Here is a 16166-nt window from a genome sequence, read left to right as displayed (position 1 = left end):
GCATAGCGCGAGCCTTTTGTTGTTCACCCCATTATTCAAACGGTGAATCACTCAACTGGATCACTCGGTCTGGTTTTTAAACAAGCTATGAATGCATTGAAGTTGGCAGCGATCTCACGTACATTTTCCTCCAGCAGTTGCTGGGCTTCCTCCGGGGTCTCTGATTCACTCTCAGCATCTTCACGCACTATCGCCTCTTCATGATCCATAACCAGTACGGCAGGAGATTCTGAATTCTTTCGGTAATCCAATAAATAGTTGTTGCCGCTGCTGACACTCCAAGCAAACGGAATAATCCGGCGTGGATCGGGATTCACATCATCTACCAGATTGTTGTTATTTGCAATGAACTGATGATCGAGAGCGGAGAAACGAATTTCCCAATCGACAACCTCTCCATTTTCAATCATATCAAATGCTTGAACGCCAGACTCCTGCTGAAACTCCAGATATTCGTGGGGAAACACAATACCGTAATGCTTCTGAATGTTATCGATATTCAAGTTATTCAAACTCTCCCTCCGTACAGCCCTGTCGTACCACATCATTTCCCAGCCAATGCTGCCTTCCAGGCCTCCTCCACCGCTACAGGAGCTTTGCTGCTACTCTCGCCGCCGCCCTCCTCCGTCCAAAGCGGTGGATAATATGCAAATACTTGTCCTGTCTGAAGCTGCCCCATGTCGTTTTGCCAACCCTTCCAGCGAAAGGTCTGATAGTACTGCTCCAGATCACCGTTAGCCAACCAGTTGATGAAGCCTGAATAAGCCAGTTCTGTCGATTCCCATTCCAGCGTGTCAGGGGCAAAATAGTATACATGTCCCGTACGGCCATACTTGCCCATATCCATTCCGAAAAATCCACCCGCGGCATCGTAGGCGACGATCATCATGCCTTCCAATGCGGGTACACACAGCTTGTCTCCCAAACCATTCCAACTGGTCAGACTCCCAAAGATGCGGTCACCACCCGATCCAAGTAACGTAATCCAGCCATCATCCAACAGGATTCCCTCGGTCTCATAGGCAACGGCTCCCAAATAGGATTTGGTGCTTACTTGGAGGCGATAGAGCGCATCCTCTCCGACCTCCCGCTGTGCAGGAATATAGGTGTATTTATTTTGTCCATGGTCCAACAGCTCCTTGAGTTCCTCCCAAGCGTGATGTTCCCGATCCACTAATTCGTTTGCAGATAGTTTATGCATGATCACTCGCCCCTCTCCAACCTTTAACATTACATATCGTTCATTTCCAATAGCTGATCGTGTTTATTCCGACTTGGCGAAGCCCCTCAACGCTTCAGGGTTCATAATAACTATTTTTTGATTTTGCATTTGGACGACATCCTGCTGCTGCAAATCCTTTAACAATATGCTTACCGTTTCCCTCAGAGTTCCAACCATATCTGCCAGATCCTGATGAGTCAGTCTCAAATTAATGATGGTCCTTTCCTCTTCCAGTGCACCGAATTTGGTATACAGTTTTTGCAGCGTCAGCATTAATCGTGTCTTGGCATCATTGATTTTCATCTCATGCAACTTCTCATTAGCCAGAATCAGACGATCAATCTGAAGCTGTAGCAAACGGTCTTTAACACCTGGATATTGGGCAATCAACTGTTTGAATACCTTACCGTCAATGGTACAGACCACACTGTCACGATGGGAAACCACGGATAACATCCTTTCCTTGATGGGATCGACAAGTTCCATATCTCCAAAGACATCGCCCTGTCCCAGCAAATCGACTGTATGCTCTCTCCCCTGTGTCGTTCTATACACTTTGATGACTCCCGATAACACAATATAAGCATGATGGCTCGGTTCACCTTCATCAAAAATCCGCTTGCCTTTGGGGTAAGATATCGTTCGGAATAAAGGACGGATTCCTTCAAGTTCTTCCGGATACAAGTCTCTAAACAACGGAATATCTTGCCATAATGTCATGTTGTCCATAAGCTTCCTTTCTGTACCTCGGATGATCGTATGCTGGCATACAGCACCTCTTCACCAGCACTGTTATAGTAGGTTACAGCACACGATGCCACAATCAAACCACCTATTTCCCACAACCAGTATGTCCACTATTTTGTATAACGAGGAGAGATTATCATGAGAATTAATCTGGATGGGCTGGGTTTAACCGAGACACCGGAACATGTATGGGATGCTGAAAATTTGCTTGAACTAAGCCTCTATAACAACCGAATCAACACAATTCCCGATCAGCTGTTCCAACATACTGAAATTGAAGTTTTGAATTATGCAGGAAATGAAATTGAGACTTTGCCAAGCCTTATCGGCCGCCTTGCTCATTTGAGAATGCTGGATCTTGGACATAATCGTCTCGAACAGTTGCCCAAAGAAATTGGACAATTAAGCTCGCTGGATACGTTCCTCTACCTGAGCAACAATCGATTTACAAGTCTTCCTGCAGAGCTGTGTAACCTCAAGTCACTTCGATATCTGAATGTTACAGATAATCAGCTTCGGGAGCTCCCAGCAGAATTAGGCAATCTGAAGAACCTCATTGAACTTCGTTCATATTATAACAAACTGGAATCACTTCCCGAATCGCTTACCGAGCTCAGCCAATTGAGAGAACTTCACGTATACGGTAATCTGCTTACTCACCTGCCTCAGGGAATAGGCCACCTTACTGAACTTCGCATATTGGATTGTAACAACAATCGGATTAATGAATTGCCTCACTCTATTCAGGACATGAAAAAATTGAGAAAGCTAAGCCTCAGAACAAATAGAATAACCCATTTGCCTTCAGAAATCGGTGCACTTAGCAGCCTGATTGAGCTCGATCTGAGAGATAACGATATGTCGGAGATTCCGGAATCCATCCTGGAGCTGGAGCATCTGGAGAAGCTTGATCTCAGGTGGAATAGTAATCTGAGATCTACTTCCTGCTTAACTATCCTCGAGCAAAGAGGTTGTGTGGTTTATAAATGAACATTATAACCTTCTGCATGAAAGGACCGAACGAAGGATAGAATCATCCTGGATTTCTCGACTTCACACTTCCTCCACATGCTTCACCCATATATGTTTGTAGTCAATTTTTCCCCATGCATTTAAGGCAATGCCTTCAAGCATGGGGTGATGCTGAGCTCTCTGAAGACTGTGATACAGAAAGATGACATTCGATGAACTTTTGAGCTTTTCCTGAATGTCCAAAAGCTGCTTCATTCGCTCGTCCGGGCTCGGTTCTCTCATGCATACTGTTAACTTGTCATCCACATATGCGGTCAATTCCGGGCTGAGGTGATTACGCAGGAAACTGAAACGGGATTGATACAGCTCCAGCAGGGTAAGGTCTGCCTGCTCACCAAGTACTTCTCCAGCCATGACCAGATCGGCCTGTGCCAGCACTTGGGGGTCAGCCAGATGCTCAATCGGGAGCTTCACCACATTCAGTTGTACCCCCATCTCCTTGCATCGTCTGCTAATCCACACAGCCGTTTTTTCATTCTCCAACCATTCATACGTGTAAAGGTTTAGAGGCTGACCGCCATATTCGGATCCCTGAATCCGTTTTTTTGCTTCATCCAGATCAGAACTCCCTGCGTAATCCTGCTGCGCTCCACTGAGTACAAACCCCTCCGATGCACACTGCCTGAGACCACCCAGTTCCTTAATCATTCGTTCCCGATCCAATCCCAGATCCATGGCCTGACGAAATAAAATATTCTGCTGAATCCCTGCTTTGTTCAGGTTAAAGGTCAGGTAGGTGCTGCCATTCTCCAACTGGCTGAGAGAGGGTTCACTCGTTGATTCTCTACTCGCACCCGAATATAACAGCTGCATATCCCTGCTTGTCCTGTGTGACCCAGGCTGTCCTTCATAGTCCGGCCACACCCACATCTCAATCCGATCCAGATGAGGACGCCCTTCAAAGTAATGGCCATTCGCTTCCAGAACAAGCAGAGATTCATTATTTTTGATCATGCGGAAAGGACCCGTGCCAATCGGCAGTGCTGAGAAACATGCAGCTTTGTCGGGACCTCCCAAATCTTCAGGCACGATCGAACAGCGATCCGTACAGAGAAAAGCTGGAAATACCGCATTGGGCTGGGCAAAATAAAAATCAATGCAATATCTCCCGGGAGTCTCTATAGCTTTGATTAAAGAAAACATCCATTCCGAGGATGTCCTTCCTGACATGCGTTCAAATGTAAATCTCACATCCTGTGCAGTCATTTCCTGACCGTGGTGGAACCGTACTCCCTTACGTAAGTAAAACCGCCACCGGGATGATGAGTCGTCCCATTCCCAATGATGAGCTAGTCCAGGAAGAATACGTTTTTCCTCCGGATCGAATATGAGGAGTGTATCGAAGATCTGCCTTACCCAATGAGATTCAGTACGCCGCTGAACCCACGCAGGGTCCAGATGAGGGACCGGCCGGTAAAAGGGAAAACGCAGTACCTCCCGTTCCTCCCCATCGGTGCGCAAGATGCCCAGCTGTCGTTCCAGCCAATCGGTGAAGTCTTCCTTCATTCGCTGCGTACCGGAAGAATCAATTAAACGCCATGCTTCATTGAGCTGCTCATTCTCCACAAGCTGCTTCGCTTTGGCTGCAAGCAGATCCGACACCGATACGTTAAAAGACATTCGGGATACATTGCCTCTTCCTCGACCGGGTATCCATGTCAAATAACCGGATTCCGTCAATTTGTTCAGCACAAGCTGTGCATTACGCCTCGAACAATCCAGCAGTTCAGTGACCTGTTCCATCATGACTTCAATCATTTCCTGCTCAGGCACACCCTCAAAGTGAGTGCGCAAGATCAGATAATGCTCTTCTGCGTCCATCTTCACCCTCCTAAAAGGCGAAGTCGACTTGGTGAATGCTTCGCTTTTTCTTCCTCTTTTGCAAAAGTATAATGGACCTCATTACCACACGTAAAGAGGAGAGTGTTATCCATGTCTGAAATCAACGTACACGCCACACCTACCACCACACTCGCCACATCCGTATGGAGAAATCCAAGCTTCATCATTCTGTTTGCTGCCAGCGGCATCATTGCTCTTGGCAATCAAATCTATGAATTGGCTCTGCCTCTTATTTTATATGAACTCACAAAGTCTCCTGTAGCGATGTCCACCATGCGTGGCATTGAATTTCTGCCGAACCTGTTTCTAGCCATGTTTATCGGTGTACTGATGGACCGGGTGCATAAGAAATGGTGGTCTATTGGCTCCATCGTGTTACAGGTTATCCTTCTGCTCGCGCTGTTTCTGTCTTTTCAATATGGTCAACCTTCCATTTATGTACTCTACGGATGCGGTTTTATGCTGATGACACTGAGTTATGTTTTTCGCAATGCATCAGCTGGCATGATCAAACAATCGGTGCCTACGCCACTACTAACGTCAGCCAACGCGGCTTTGGGTTTCACCACAACGTTAATTACCATTATGGGTGCCGCCCTATCCGGAATGCTGTTGATGTTATCCAACCTGCATACGGGGCTATTAATTACGGCCATTCTGCTTGCAGTATCCTGTATCATTCTAATACCACTGCACTCCGCACCTGTGTCCAGAGGAACATCTCCTCAGGGCTTCTGGGTAGACTTTAAAGAAGGCTGGATCGAGCTGCGTCGCAACCATATGTTACTGGTTATCAGCATTACGGTCATTTTTCTCAATGCCACCTATGGTATGGTGGATGCAACCGTCATCTTTTATGCCAAAGACACTTTGCAACTGCGTAATCTGGAGCTTGGACTTGTACTATCTGCTGCTGGGGTAGGTGGTTTGATCGGCAGTCTGGTGGTAAGCTCCCTGCGCCGCAAATATTCGGCTGGCGTGCTGATTGTGGTGACCACACTGCTTCAAGGATTCGCCTTTCTGATCCTTGGTTTGTTCCACTCAACCTACGGACTTGCAGTGGGTCTGTTTCTATCTGGTATTTTCCAAACCATCAGCACGATCTGCATCTGGACATTCCGCCAGGAGTCCACGCCACATCACATGATTGGCCGGATCAGTGGGATTACCGGGTCTCTGTTCAAGCTCGGCATGCCCCTGGCTATATGGGGAAGCGGCTGGATCTCCGAGCTGTCCAATCCTGCGTTGGTGTTCGGTATAGCTGCGGCAGCGAATTTCATCATTTTTATCTGCTGCCGCTACAGTGTACTCTGGGACCGAAAATAACGATCAACATATACAAACAGGTGGCGAGATCATACTCACCACCTGTTTCGTTTCTAAGTACCTCTCCCCATTGTGGAATTCTATGAGCATCTTACGCCTTATTTCACCATTCAAATCTGCTATAATCGAACTTCATAGTCAATTCATGAGGAGGAATCAACTTGTATCGTATTACTACAATTGCACTCCTGGCCCTGATCCTGTTCGCAACCGGTTGTCAGAAGGATGAGACTTCATCCGTCCCTTCTCCCGAGGCTGTGCAGGTACCGGATACCCAGAAGATGTATTACATATCACCACAAGGAAACGATTTGAACAAAGGAACCATTCAAGCTCCCTGGAAAACGTTGCAGCATGCTGCCGACCATGCTCCCCCGGGAAGCACCGTTTATTTGCGGGAAGGTGTCTATCACCAAAAAGTCAAAATCACTCGAAGCGGTAATTCCTCCGGCAATCCAACCCTGTTTTCCAGCTATCCGCAGGAGAAGGCCATCATTGATGGTGAAGGTCTGTCGGTACGCGGCATAGAGGGTTTGATTGAAGTCGAAAATGCCAGCTATATTACGATTCAAAATCTCGAAATTCGCAACTTTACAACCTCACTTCGGGGACAAGTGCCTACTGGAATATATGTTCACGGGTCAGGAGAGCACATTCAACTCCTGGGCAACACCGTTCATTCCATTGCCAATAATGCTAAACCTTCAGGACCCAATTTACAGGGCAGGGACGCCCATGGAATCGCGATTTATGGTACGGAGCATCCCCAAGCATTACGGGATATTATCATCAAGGATAATGAACTGTATGATCTCGTGCTAGGTTCAAGTGAGTCACTCGCAGTCAACGGGAATGTGGATACGTTTGCCCTACTAGACAATACGATCCATGATACCGACAACATCGGCATTGATCTGATTGGGTATGAAGGAACTTCCGAGGACGACACTTACGATCAGGCGCGAAACGGGATTGTACGGGGAAACGAAGTCTATAATATTTCTTCCAATCTTAATCCGTCTTATGGAACGAACCTCCCCAATGATAGCAATTCTGCCGGGGGAATCTATGTAGATGGAGGCAAAAATCATATCATCGACCACAATCGGGTATATCGTAACGATATCGGAATCGAGATTGCTTCGGAGCATGCCGGGCGTTCCACCAGCCACATTACGTTGCAGGATAATCTGATTTTTCATAACAGGCTTACCGGCATCGCCATGGGCGGCTATGATGAGGAGCGCGGTTCTACGGAGGACAGTACGATTATGTACAATACGTTAGTGGATAACGACCTGCTGGATGCAGGCAATGGGCAGTTATTCTTGCAAGCCCGAACGAAGAACAATACGTTCAAACGAAACATTCTCGTATCGGGCAGCTCTGACGTGCTCATTTACAATGAATACACCAGTAATTCGGGGAATGTGTTTGATCACAATGTGTACTACTCCTCTGCACCACAAGAAGATACGCTTTGGGTATGGAAAAACACGGAGTATTCCGGCTTCACCCCCTACATGGAGGGATCACGAAATGACGCACATTCATTGTATGTAAACCCCGAATTTATGGATGAGGCCAACGAAGACTTCACTCTCCAAGCTGGTTCTTTCGCCGAAGGATACGGCTACCTTGCACCGCGATAATGATTACGGAAGAAGAACAACCAATTCAAGTCAGCTGTCCCGTTTCAAACAAAATAAAAGAGCTTGCGCATAGGGGCACTTCCCTTATGATGCAGGCTCCTTAATGTTTTCCTGTTTAACTGTTTAACCCAGCCCTTAATTTCTTACAAGCTCGGCTACATGGGTCACCCGATTTCGCCCACCCGTTTTGGAGGCATAGAGCGCTTTGTCCGCTTTTTGAAACAAAGACTGATCTGTATCTTCCTGCGAAACCGTAGCTGCGCCAATACTCACTGTAATGTTATACTCGCCCCAATCGGCGGAATCTACCTGTGAACGATATCTCTCCGCTGTAGCCACAGCTTGCTCTCGATCACAATTCGCAAGAATAATGACAAATTCCTCTCCGCCATAACGCGCCACCACATCCGTGCTCCGTGACACCGATTGCAGCAGGCCTGCCAGATTGCCCAGCACCAGATCTCCAATCGGATGTCCATACGTATCGTTGATGTTCTTGAAATGATCAATATCAACGACCAGAAGGGAGAAAACACATTGAGTTTCCCGGAAGAGTGCCAGGCTTTCCAGCATTTTATCCTGAAAAAACCTGCGGTTCTTGAGTCCGGTGAGCAGATCCGTCGAAGCCATCGTCTCCAACTGATCATTCACTTTGATTAACGCCTGCTGCTTCACCTTATATTCTTCGTGCAGTCGTTCAAGTTCCTTGTTCGCATCATTTGTGGCTTGATACAGTTCCTGAAGTTTCGTCTTGGTGTTCATTATATCCTTCTCATGTTCAATTCGCTTACGCATCACCACAACCACACAATCTACTACGCTTTCCCCATCGCGAGTTTGGCGAATCCCGTTAAGCAAAACTGGGACATCCTGCTGATCACTGGTGCGAAACGTAAAGTACATCTCGTCCACATGTCCATATAACTGAATATAGGGATAGAAATACGTATGAAAAAACAGCTTGTTGGTCACCGACATAGTCGACTCAATATGCCGTCCCAATAGCTCATTGCGTTCATACCCTAGCATGGTCAGCAGGGTTTGATTAATCGTTTTTATGATGCCCGAGTCAGAAATGGAGAAGTATCCACAGGGTGCCATATCTAATTGTATATCCATGGATTAACTGCCTTTCCTCTCATTTTACTTTACACGCTCTGCAAATACTCTTTAATGAAGCGGCTTGTCTCTTCAGGCTGACTTAAATGTGGATAATGCCCCTTCGCCGTCATCTGTTGAAGTCTACTGTTCTTCAGATGCGCATGCAAGTAATCCCCCACTTCAACGGGAGCGATGCTGTCATCCGAGCATTGAAGAATGAGCGTAGGTACCGAGGCACGCTCCAATTCATTCCGACAATCCGAGAAAAACGTCACCTCCGCAAATTGTCTGGCAATATGCGGATCTCTCGAACAGAAGCTTTTTTCCAACTCTTCCGTCAGCTCTTTCCGTTCCGGATTCTGCATAACAATCGGAGCGAGATAGCTGGCCCAACCAATAAAGTTCATCTGCATCATTTCCAGCAGCTCATCAATGTCACGCCGATCAAATCCGCCATAGTAACCCGGAAGATCGTTTACATAACGCGGGGAAGGCCCCAGCATGACGATTTGCTTGAAATATTTAGGTTCATGAATGGAAGCAAGCATGCCAATCATACTGCTGACCGAGTGTCCAACAAATATGACATCTCTCAAGTCGAGCGCTTCCATAATCTCCAGCACATCCTGGGCATATCCTTGAAGATCACTGTATTTGTTTGAATCATAATAGTTAATTTGAGATTCACCTGAGCCTACATAATCGAATAAAACAACTCGGTAGTTCTCCGTAAAACTCGGAACAATATAGCGCCACATATCCTGATCACACCCAAATCCATGTGCAAAAATAATCGTTTGGCTGCCTTTTCCCAACACTTTCACATTGTTACGCACGAGGACGTCAATCGTCATCCAAATCACCTCTCTGAGGTAGTATCCTTTTGCTTTGACCTATCTGGTTATTATATCGGAAATTGTTGGGTTATGGATAAGAAATATTAATTTTCATTACTTTGGATACATAAAGAACAATCCACTTTGTATGCCAAAAGGCCCTCACATCACGAAAGGGCTCTTTGTACTCATTTTTTATTTTTGGCTATTTTACAGTGAGAATCACACGTTGATAATGCTTCAACTGATGCTCCCCATCATCCTGTACTTCGGCTACGATATGAATGGTATCGCCCGATTTGGCATCGTCAGGTACGTTGAACGATACAGCATCGGTGTCACTGCCCTCCAATTGAATCGTATCCAACTTCTCGCCCTTCGCCAGTTCACGATGTAATCCAAGTTGCAGATCACCCGCCATCTCAGGCTGAACTTTCTCCTCCTGGACGTTGGAATCTTTGTACGTATCTGCTTCAAAATATCTCCACCATTTGTAGGTGAGCTGATCTCCATCCGGGTCCTTTCCTTCGGCATGAAGGGTTATTTTCTCACCCGGACTGACGGACAGATCCAGTCCTTCCTTAATCGTTAATGACGGATTATGGTTGGCTGCTTCAAAGGTATCTGCTACGGCCCAATCGGCACGAGCCGCAAAATCATTCTGAATATCGTCAAACCATCTCATCAGAGAGTATTCAGCCTCATATCGTTTAGTATACGGATCGTAATCAAGAACGTTGTTCCTGAACAGCTTGTCATTTACCACACCGAAGCGTCCTCCCCATCCACCGAAGGAAGGGTCTTCCATACTGCGCAGCCCATTGTCAATTAGATAGAAGAAGGAGGATGCATACATATCCAACAACTTGCCATGACCATCCAGAATGTTTTTGAGCATCCAATCCCCATGCAGCTTGCTGTTGACTTCCTCTGTATGGAATTTCCACGCATAGGCAAAATGCCAGAAGTTCGATTGGTCGTTCAGAATGCGAATGTCAGGCCAATTTTTTTGCAATATAGTCGTTATAGCTGTCATCCTGATCGAGGATGATGTATAGCACCAGTTTATCACTGACTTTTTTGCGAATCGTTTCCCACTCAGATGTGCCCTTGTACTGTTCTTCAATCGATTTCAGTGCTCTGGCTGTTGTATTTGTACCGCCCCAGGTCTGCACAATCAGATCTCTGGAATCATCGTCGAGGAAAAGCGTTTGGAGAAATTCGGAACCTTCTGTTTCTTTCTCCATCTCCCCTTTGTCGGAGATATTACCGATTTTGGTCATCTTGCGAAGCTGTTCCGGCTCCGGATATCCCTCTGCATGTTTGGACAAGTTGGGATAAATTTCGCCATAGGCATCAATCATGTCGTAAACCCACTGTGTACCTGTCCAGCGGAAAGGTTTGATTCCTGCTTCCTCGTCGCCCGCATAATGATAGACTGAACTGGTCAGCACGATGCCTGCCAGATCCCTTTCATTGGAATATAACAGAAAACGAATCACCGAGTTCATATCATCCACTTCACCATCGGTTGTAATGACCGTTCTAGCTTTGGTTGCTGAATGATCTACCGTTTCTGTAGATTCATTTTGTTCCTGTTCTGCCGTCTTATTCGGCGTTTCAGTAACCGTTTGCGGTGTTTTGGATGCGCACCCACTGACAATCAGAATCATACTGAGGCAACCAGCCACCAAAACGTTTAACCATTTTCTTGTATTCATGTTCGTGATGCTCCCCTTTCTTGTGTTCCACGCGATGTGTTTTTGGGAATGTCTGCGATGTTGGTCTACTACTTAATATGGTCCGTAAAATGCAAAAAAACCCAAACATCAATATGAGCTGGACAGAGTCCACGCATATCGACATTCAGGTTTTGCCTGCCAAAGCAGTAACAATCCTCATTTGAGAAAAAGTATAACATGTTCGCAGATTGATGTAAACGTATTCAATATTAACTATATAAATTGAACTAAAGAATATTTATATAACCAGAGGGTGTAAGCTTTTCCCATTTTGATATATGCTTATGCTTATGACTATGAATGAATGTAACTATTTGAAAATAATTCTAACACCAGGAGGGATCAGACACCTTGGAACAGCTGAATGCTGCCCTAATCCGTTTTGTGGAGCAGCAAGATTTATATAATAAAGCTTATGGACTTTTCAAAAATCATGATCTGCGTCCTCGTGAACAGCAACACCAGCTGCAAGTGGACGAACGAATCCCGCTCTCTCCAGAGCTCCAATATCTGTACAGCCACTACGAGATGATGGATGAACAGGCCAAGGGCACACTCAAAATGAAAAATGCAGCCGTCGAGATCGGTGATGCAGCTCTAATCTCCTTTGTTGCACCTGAACATCTCCATCGTCAGCAACTAGGTCACCGCTGGATCGGAATGAACGAACCTTATGAGGAGTCAGCCTCTTGGCAAAAAAATCATGTCGTCATTGCGAATTTTAACGATGATCCGATAATTGTGGATACAGCAGCACCGAACTCTCCTGTATATGCGGCCTTTGCAGGAGAAGAACCTCAGCTTATTGCCGATTCATTAACAGTGTTTTTTAATGCACTGGCCATCCTGATTGAAGCTGCACGGGCCTATGCTGGGGAATTGAAGGACGAGGAAACTTATGAAACCAAACCCGAATATCTGGAGCATGTCGAACCTATATTGAATGATTTACTGGGAGAAGAGCATACTGCACATTTATTCGAGTATTTGTCATTTTGTTGAAATTAAAGGATCACAAGATACGGAGGGTTGAATCATGATTTATGTTGCTTTGCTTCGGGGCATTAATGTGGGCGGGAATAATAAAATCAATATGAAGCAGTTAAAAGAAACGTTTGAACAAGCGGGCTTGCTGGACGTGGTGACGTATATCAACTCAGGCAATATTATCTTTGCCGATCATCAGGAACGCGTGGATGCGAATACGGAATTATCCCAGATTCTTGAACAAGCCATAGCTGTCGATTTTGGCTTACAGATCAAGGTGATGGTACGTAATCTGGATGAAGTTCGAACAGTTATTCAGGGACTACCGGAGGACTGGACGAATGATGCCGCGGCCAAAAGTGATGTCATGTTCCTCTGGGATGAAGTGAATGATGTTTCAGTTCTGGACAAACTGCCCATCAAACCGGAAATCGGCACATTGCTATATGTTCCCGGAGCCATTTTATATTCCGTCAGTAAAGAACTTGTCACCAAAAGTGGTATGAACAAGCTCATAGGCTCCAAGGTCTACAAATATATGACGGTCCGGAACGTGAACACGACCCGCCAGATTTACAAGCTGATGCAGGCTGCGGCTGAGAGATGATCAAGGCCAAGTGAAGTGTCTTGCCAGTTTTCAAAGCTTATGTATATCGGAGGGGATTGCATGAATCAGGAGCGGACATGGAACGTTAGTATAAAATCTGTGAAGCGGGAGGAATTTTATTTTGCCCCGAATACGGCTTGGCAGGTGAAGGTACCAGCTTACCGAGTACACTTCAATTCAGATTGCGAATTAAGGCTGCATGCTCAAGATCAGATTTTGATAAAGGTTGGTGAGGTTGGAACAGCAGGCTGGGCCGCATTTATTGGAACGGCAATCAAATGTGGACCTGATTCAATCCTGCTGTATACAAGCCCCCAGTATGAGTCACGATTGATGGAAGCCTGGCAGTTTGAAATGATCTTCTCACCACTCAATTCCATAGAAGGTGCCCAGAACGTGATCGATACGTTGGGGTTCTTCCCACCTTTTCACTACGATGAACTAACCAATGTGAAGCTGCAAAACGCGGATCAAGGCGATAAGTTTGAAAATCTGTCCCTGACGATTACGCATACTTCCACAGACGGGTTGGAACAGCCCCTCGACTTTAATTTTGAAGACGTCCAGTTTAAGAACATCTCTCCCGCCGAGGAAAGCAATGTCTGCTTGCAGCTCAGCTTCGCTTACGAGGGTGAACAGATTGGCGTGCAACTGGACGCGATAGCCGGATTCGCAGCGACATTTCTATGCCGCAAAGTTGTGGTTCAGTTAGGTCTTTAACCTTACCCGGCAACGGAATGGGTTTGAGTTTTTCTCGATCCCAACATGACTGCACCCATGACTAGAACCAACAGGGCTACCAGCATGAACGGAATATGTTTATCTACCTGATACAACGTTGTTGTGAGTAAAGGGGTGATCACGGCAGATATGCCTTGAATCGCAGCAACCAATCCGGCTGCGCCGCCCTGTTGTTCTTTGCTGACCGAAAGAGAAGCCCCGGCCATAAAACCAGGCATCATCAGACCCGAGCCCATGCCGAACAGGAAGAAGGAGAGATAATAGACAACCAATTGACTAGAGATCAGAAACAATACCATGCTTGCGAGCAGAAAAAGGGACCCGAGCAAAATCATCGGCCGTGGCTGCCATTTCAACCACTTCATCTGGATCACCTGCATGATCAGCATCGCAGCCCCGGAGAACATCAGTCCAAACGAGACCATTCGGGCTGTAGCCCCTGGAGATAATGCGAGTTGGTCCTGGAAATAAAATCCACCAATAACCTGTACCGTCATAATGCCAATCATCGTAACCAACCCGGCAGCAAGATACATACGCAACCCGCGTTGGAGCGGGTTGACCTTGGGCGCTTTCTCCTGAATGACCGGCTTGGCAGCAGGAATGAGCAACAAAGCAATGATAAAAGCCGCTATCGCAATAAAAATACCAAAGTAAAGCGGCCACAGGAGGCCGATAATGGTAAAAGCGCCTGCAATCGCAGGGCCAAATACAAGTCCCAGCCCATTGGCGGCACTAATAATCGCCATCCCGCTTCCCCGCTCTTCTCCTTCCGTCACATCTCCCATATATGCCTGTGAAGAGGATAGCACTGCCGGAATGAACATACCAATCAAGCTCCGCGTTACAATCAGAAGGGTTAACAAAAGTCCCCCTCCGATCCACGCATTTAATCCACTATACATCGCCAATGCAAACAACGCACAACTTATGGACATGCCTATGAATCCAATCAATATGATTGGTTTTCTGCCTTTCAGATCACTGAATCTGCCCCATACCGGACCCATCACAGCCATGGCGATGGACCCGAGTGAAATAATTAGCCCGGAATGACTTTCTTTCATCCCCAGCTCACGAATAAGTGGCGGCATAATGGGAGCAATAAGCATAAGACCCAACATGGCTGCAAATACGCTAAAAAAGATACTTCCTCTGATTCTGTTCACGCTCATACACTCCTTTATTTTTCAGTACAGTATCCACTGTACCTGGAGTATACAAGGCTGAGAGAATCTCGACTGCCTCCATACGGAACAATTAACGGTTAGACGGATTATTAATATATTTTTTTCATTTCCGATGGCTTCACGCCGAATTTGCGATAGAATTGCTGGGAAAATGCACTGATGTTACTGTAACCAACCGCTATCGCTGCCTCAGTGACGTTATTCTCTTGACTGCGCAGCAATTTCATGGCGTTGTCGAGACGAATCTGGCGCAAATATTCAAATACGGTAGTGCCGAACAGCGCCTTAAAGCCTTTTTTCAATTTAAAATCATTCAGACCCACCTGTTTGGACAACGCCAGCAGGGATGGAGGGTCCACCATGCTTGCCTCCATAATCTCCCGGGCGGTATGCAGCTTCCGTATATCCTCTCTGGAAAATCCCGAAGGAATAGGCGCCAGATCAAACAGCTGAATCATAAACCGATTCAATATCTCCAATGCGGTCGCTTCCATCATTAAGGAAGATCTATAGGGGTTGTTCAATTCCCCAATCAGACTTTCAATCATCGTTCGAATTCTGTGATCCAGCTGAAATATGATGGGTTTGAACACACAATGTCCCAAAATGTCCTGAAACCGAATGGACTGGCTCGTTGCCAATTGTGCGCCCGCATAATTGAACAACGAGATCGGAATTCCGATGGCAAAAGAAGTATAGTTCTCCTGCGCAGGCGGATGGAACCAGGCTTCAAAATCACGCATCATAATGAGTGCTCCCTGTCCAGTGGGCAGCGTATATTGCTGACCGGATATGTCTACATAGCGCGCACCTGACAAGGCAAATTGCAGCTCAATGATGGGAATATTCGATGCAAAAAACGTAGAGCATGGTTCACTATAATTAATCTGAGAATACACAATTTCGATACCACTATACGTGGTTACTCTTTTTATATTGCCACTGCCCGCTTTAGCAGAGAGCAGGTACGTATTTTCATCTTGCTGACTGAATGGTTCCTGGGTTAAATAATGCTGGTATACGACAGCTAACGAATCGAAACCCATGTGTTCTCACCTCGTCTATAACTTGATCTTAACTCCAGAAAGAGATTTTTCTAATTGAGAATAATTCTCAATAATTCTACCTCAATTTTTGCTTT

General features: G+C 46.1%; 14 protein-coding genes and 1 pseudogene. 6 read left to right on the top strand and 9 right to left on the bottom strand.

Annotated elements, in window-relative coordinates:
- Positions 1–47 precede the first annotated feature (47 nt).
- The 3 genes from A6049_RS14915 to A6049_RS14905 form a co-directional block, all read right to left on the bottom strand.
- Complete coding sequence (locus A6049_RS14915; RefSeq protein ID WP_240321418.1) at positions 48–512, bottom strand: SMI1/KNR4 family protein; 465 nt, start codon at positions 510–512, stop codon at positions 48–50.
- A 32-nt stretch (positions 513–544) separates the two neighbouring features.
- On the bottom strand, positions 545–1201 hold the full coding sequence (locus A6049_RS14910; protein WP_063565521.1) for a DUF2625 family protein: 657 nt from the start codon (positions 1199–1201) through the stop codon (positions 545–547).
- Between the two features lie 63 nt (positions 1202–1264).
- Entirely contained in the window at positions 1265–1942 is a 678-nt protein-coding gene (locus tag A6049_RS14905; RefSeq protein ID WP_063565408.1) for a Crp/Fnr family transcriptional regulator, read from the bottom strand.
- A 165-nt stretch (positions 1943–2107) separates the two neighbouring features.
- On the opposite strand from A6049_RS14905, the gene A6049_RS14900 reads away from it, so the two are divergent.
- Positions 2108–2959 carry a leucine-rich repeat domain-containing protein gene (locus tag A6049_RS14900; protein WP_063565407.1) on the top strand — a complete coding sequence of 284 codons (852 nt, stop codon included), beginning with the start codon at positions 2108–2110 and terminating at the stop codon, positions 2957–2959.
- 63 nt (positions 2960–3022) lie between these two features.
- Here A6049_RS14900 and A6049_RS14895 read toward each other — a convergent pair whose 3' ends face one another.
- Positions 3023–4822 carry an SgrR family transcriptional regulator gene (locus A6049_RS14895; RefSeq protein ID WP_063565406.1) on the bottom strand — a complete coding sequence of 600 codons (1800 nt, stop codon included), beginning with the start codon at positions 4820–4822 and terminating at the stop codon, positions 3023–3025.
- A gap of 111 nt (positions 4823–4933) precedes the next feature.
- Here A6049_RS14895 and A6049_RS14890 point away from each other — a divergent pair, with 111 nt between their 5' ends.
- The gene (locus A6049_RS14890) at positions 4934–6169 is read left to right on the top strand and encodes an MFS transporter (RefSeq protein ID WP_063565405.1); all 1236 of its coding nucleotides are present in this window, start codon (positions 4934–4936) and stop codon (positions 6167–6169) included.
- 161 nt (positions 6170–6330) lie between these two features.
- Positions 6331–7821, top strand: a complete 1491-nt coding sequence (locus tag A6049_RS14885) for a right-handed parallel beta-helix repeat-containing protein (protein WP_063565404.1) — start codon at positions 6331–6333, stop codon at positions 7819–7821.
- 135 nt (positions 7822–7956) lie between these two features.
- Here A6049_RS14885 and A6049_RS14880 read toward each other — a convergent pair whose 3' ends face one another.
- From A6049_RS14880 to A6049_RS34575, 3 genes and pseudogenes are all read right to left on the bottom strand, one after another.
- The gene (locus A6049_RS14880; RefSeq protein ID WP_063565403.1) at positions 7957–8940 is read right to left on the bottom strand and encodes a sensor domain-containing diguanylate cyclase; all 984 of its coding nucleotides are present in this window, start codon (positions 8938–8940) and stop codon (positions 7957–7959) included.
- A 29-nt stretch (positions 8941–8969) separates the two neighbouring features.
- Positions 8970–9776, bottom strand: coding sequence for an alpha/beta fold hydrolase (locus tag A6049_RS14875; RefSeq protein ID WP_063565402.1), 807 nt, complete (start codon positions 9774–9776; stop codon positions 8970–8972).
- 187 nt (positions 9777–9963) lie between these two features.
- Positions 9964–11479: pseudogene (locus A6049_RS34575) on the bottom strand (DUF1593 domain-containing protein).
- Positions 11480–11851: 372 nt separating this feature from the next.
- Here A6049_RS34575 and A6049_RS14865 point away from each other — a divergent pair.
- The 3 genes from A6049_RS14865 to A6049_RS14855 are packed head-to-tail and all read left to right on the top strand — an operon-like array spanning position 11852 to position 13814.
- Positions 11852–12502, top strand: coding sequence for a hypothetical protein (locus A6049_RS14865; protein WP_063565401.1), 651 nt, complete (start codon positions 11852–11854; stop codon positions 12500–12502).
- Between the two features lie 34 nt (positions 12503–12536).
- Positions 12537–13094, top strand: a complete 558-nt coding sequence (locus A6049_RS14860; RefSeq protein ID WP_063565400.1) for a DUF1697 domain-containing protein — start codon at positions 12537–12539, stop codon at positions 13092–13094.
- Positions 13095–13154: 60 nt separating this feature from the next.
- The gene (locus A6049_RS14855) at positions 13155–13814 is read left to right on the top strand and encodes an Imm50 family immunity protein (RefSeq protein WP_063565399.1); all 660 of its coding nucleotides are present in this window, start codon (positions 13155–13157) and stop codon (positions 13812–13814) included.
- Positions 13815–13816: 2 nt separating this feature from the next.
- Here A6049_RS14855 and A6049_RS14850 read toward each other — a convergent pair whose 3' ends face one another.
- Together A6049_RS14850 and A6049_RS14845 are read right to left on the bottom strand one after the other, a co-directional pair.
- The gene (locus A6049_RS14850; RefSeq protein ID WP_063565398.1) at positions 13817–15004 is read right to left on the bottom strand and encodes an MFS transporter; all 1188 of its coding nucleotides are present in this window, start codon (positions 15002–15004) and stop codon (positions 13817–13819) included.
- A 110-nt stretch (positions 15005–15114) separates the two neighbouring features.
- Positions 15115–16071, bottom strand: coding sequence for a helix-turn-helix transcriptional regulator (locus tag A6049_RS14845; protein WP_063565397.1), 957 nt, complete (start codon positions 16069–16071; stop codon positions 15115–15117).
- Positions 16072–16166 lie beyond the last annotated feature (95 nt).

This window comes from Paenibacillus sp. O199, assembly GCF_001636635.1.
Taxonomy (GTDB): Bacteria; Bacillota; Bacilli; order Paenibacillales; family Paenibacillaceae; genus Paenibacillus; species Paenibacillus marchantiae.
This window is presented reverse-complemented; position numbering and strand designations above follow the sequence as displayed.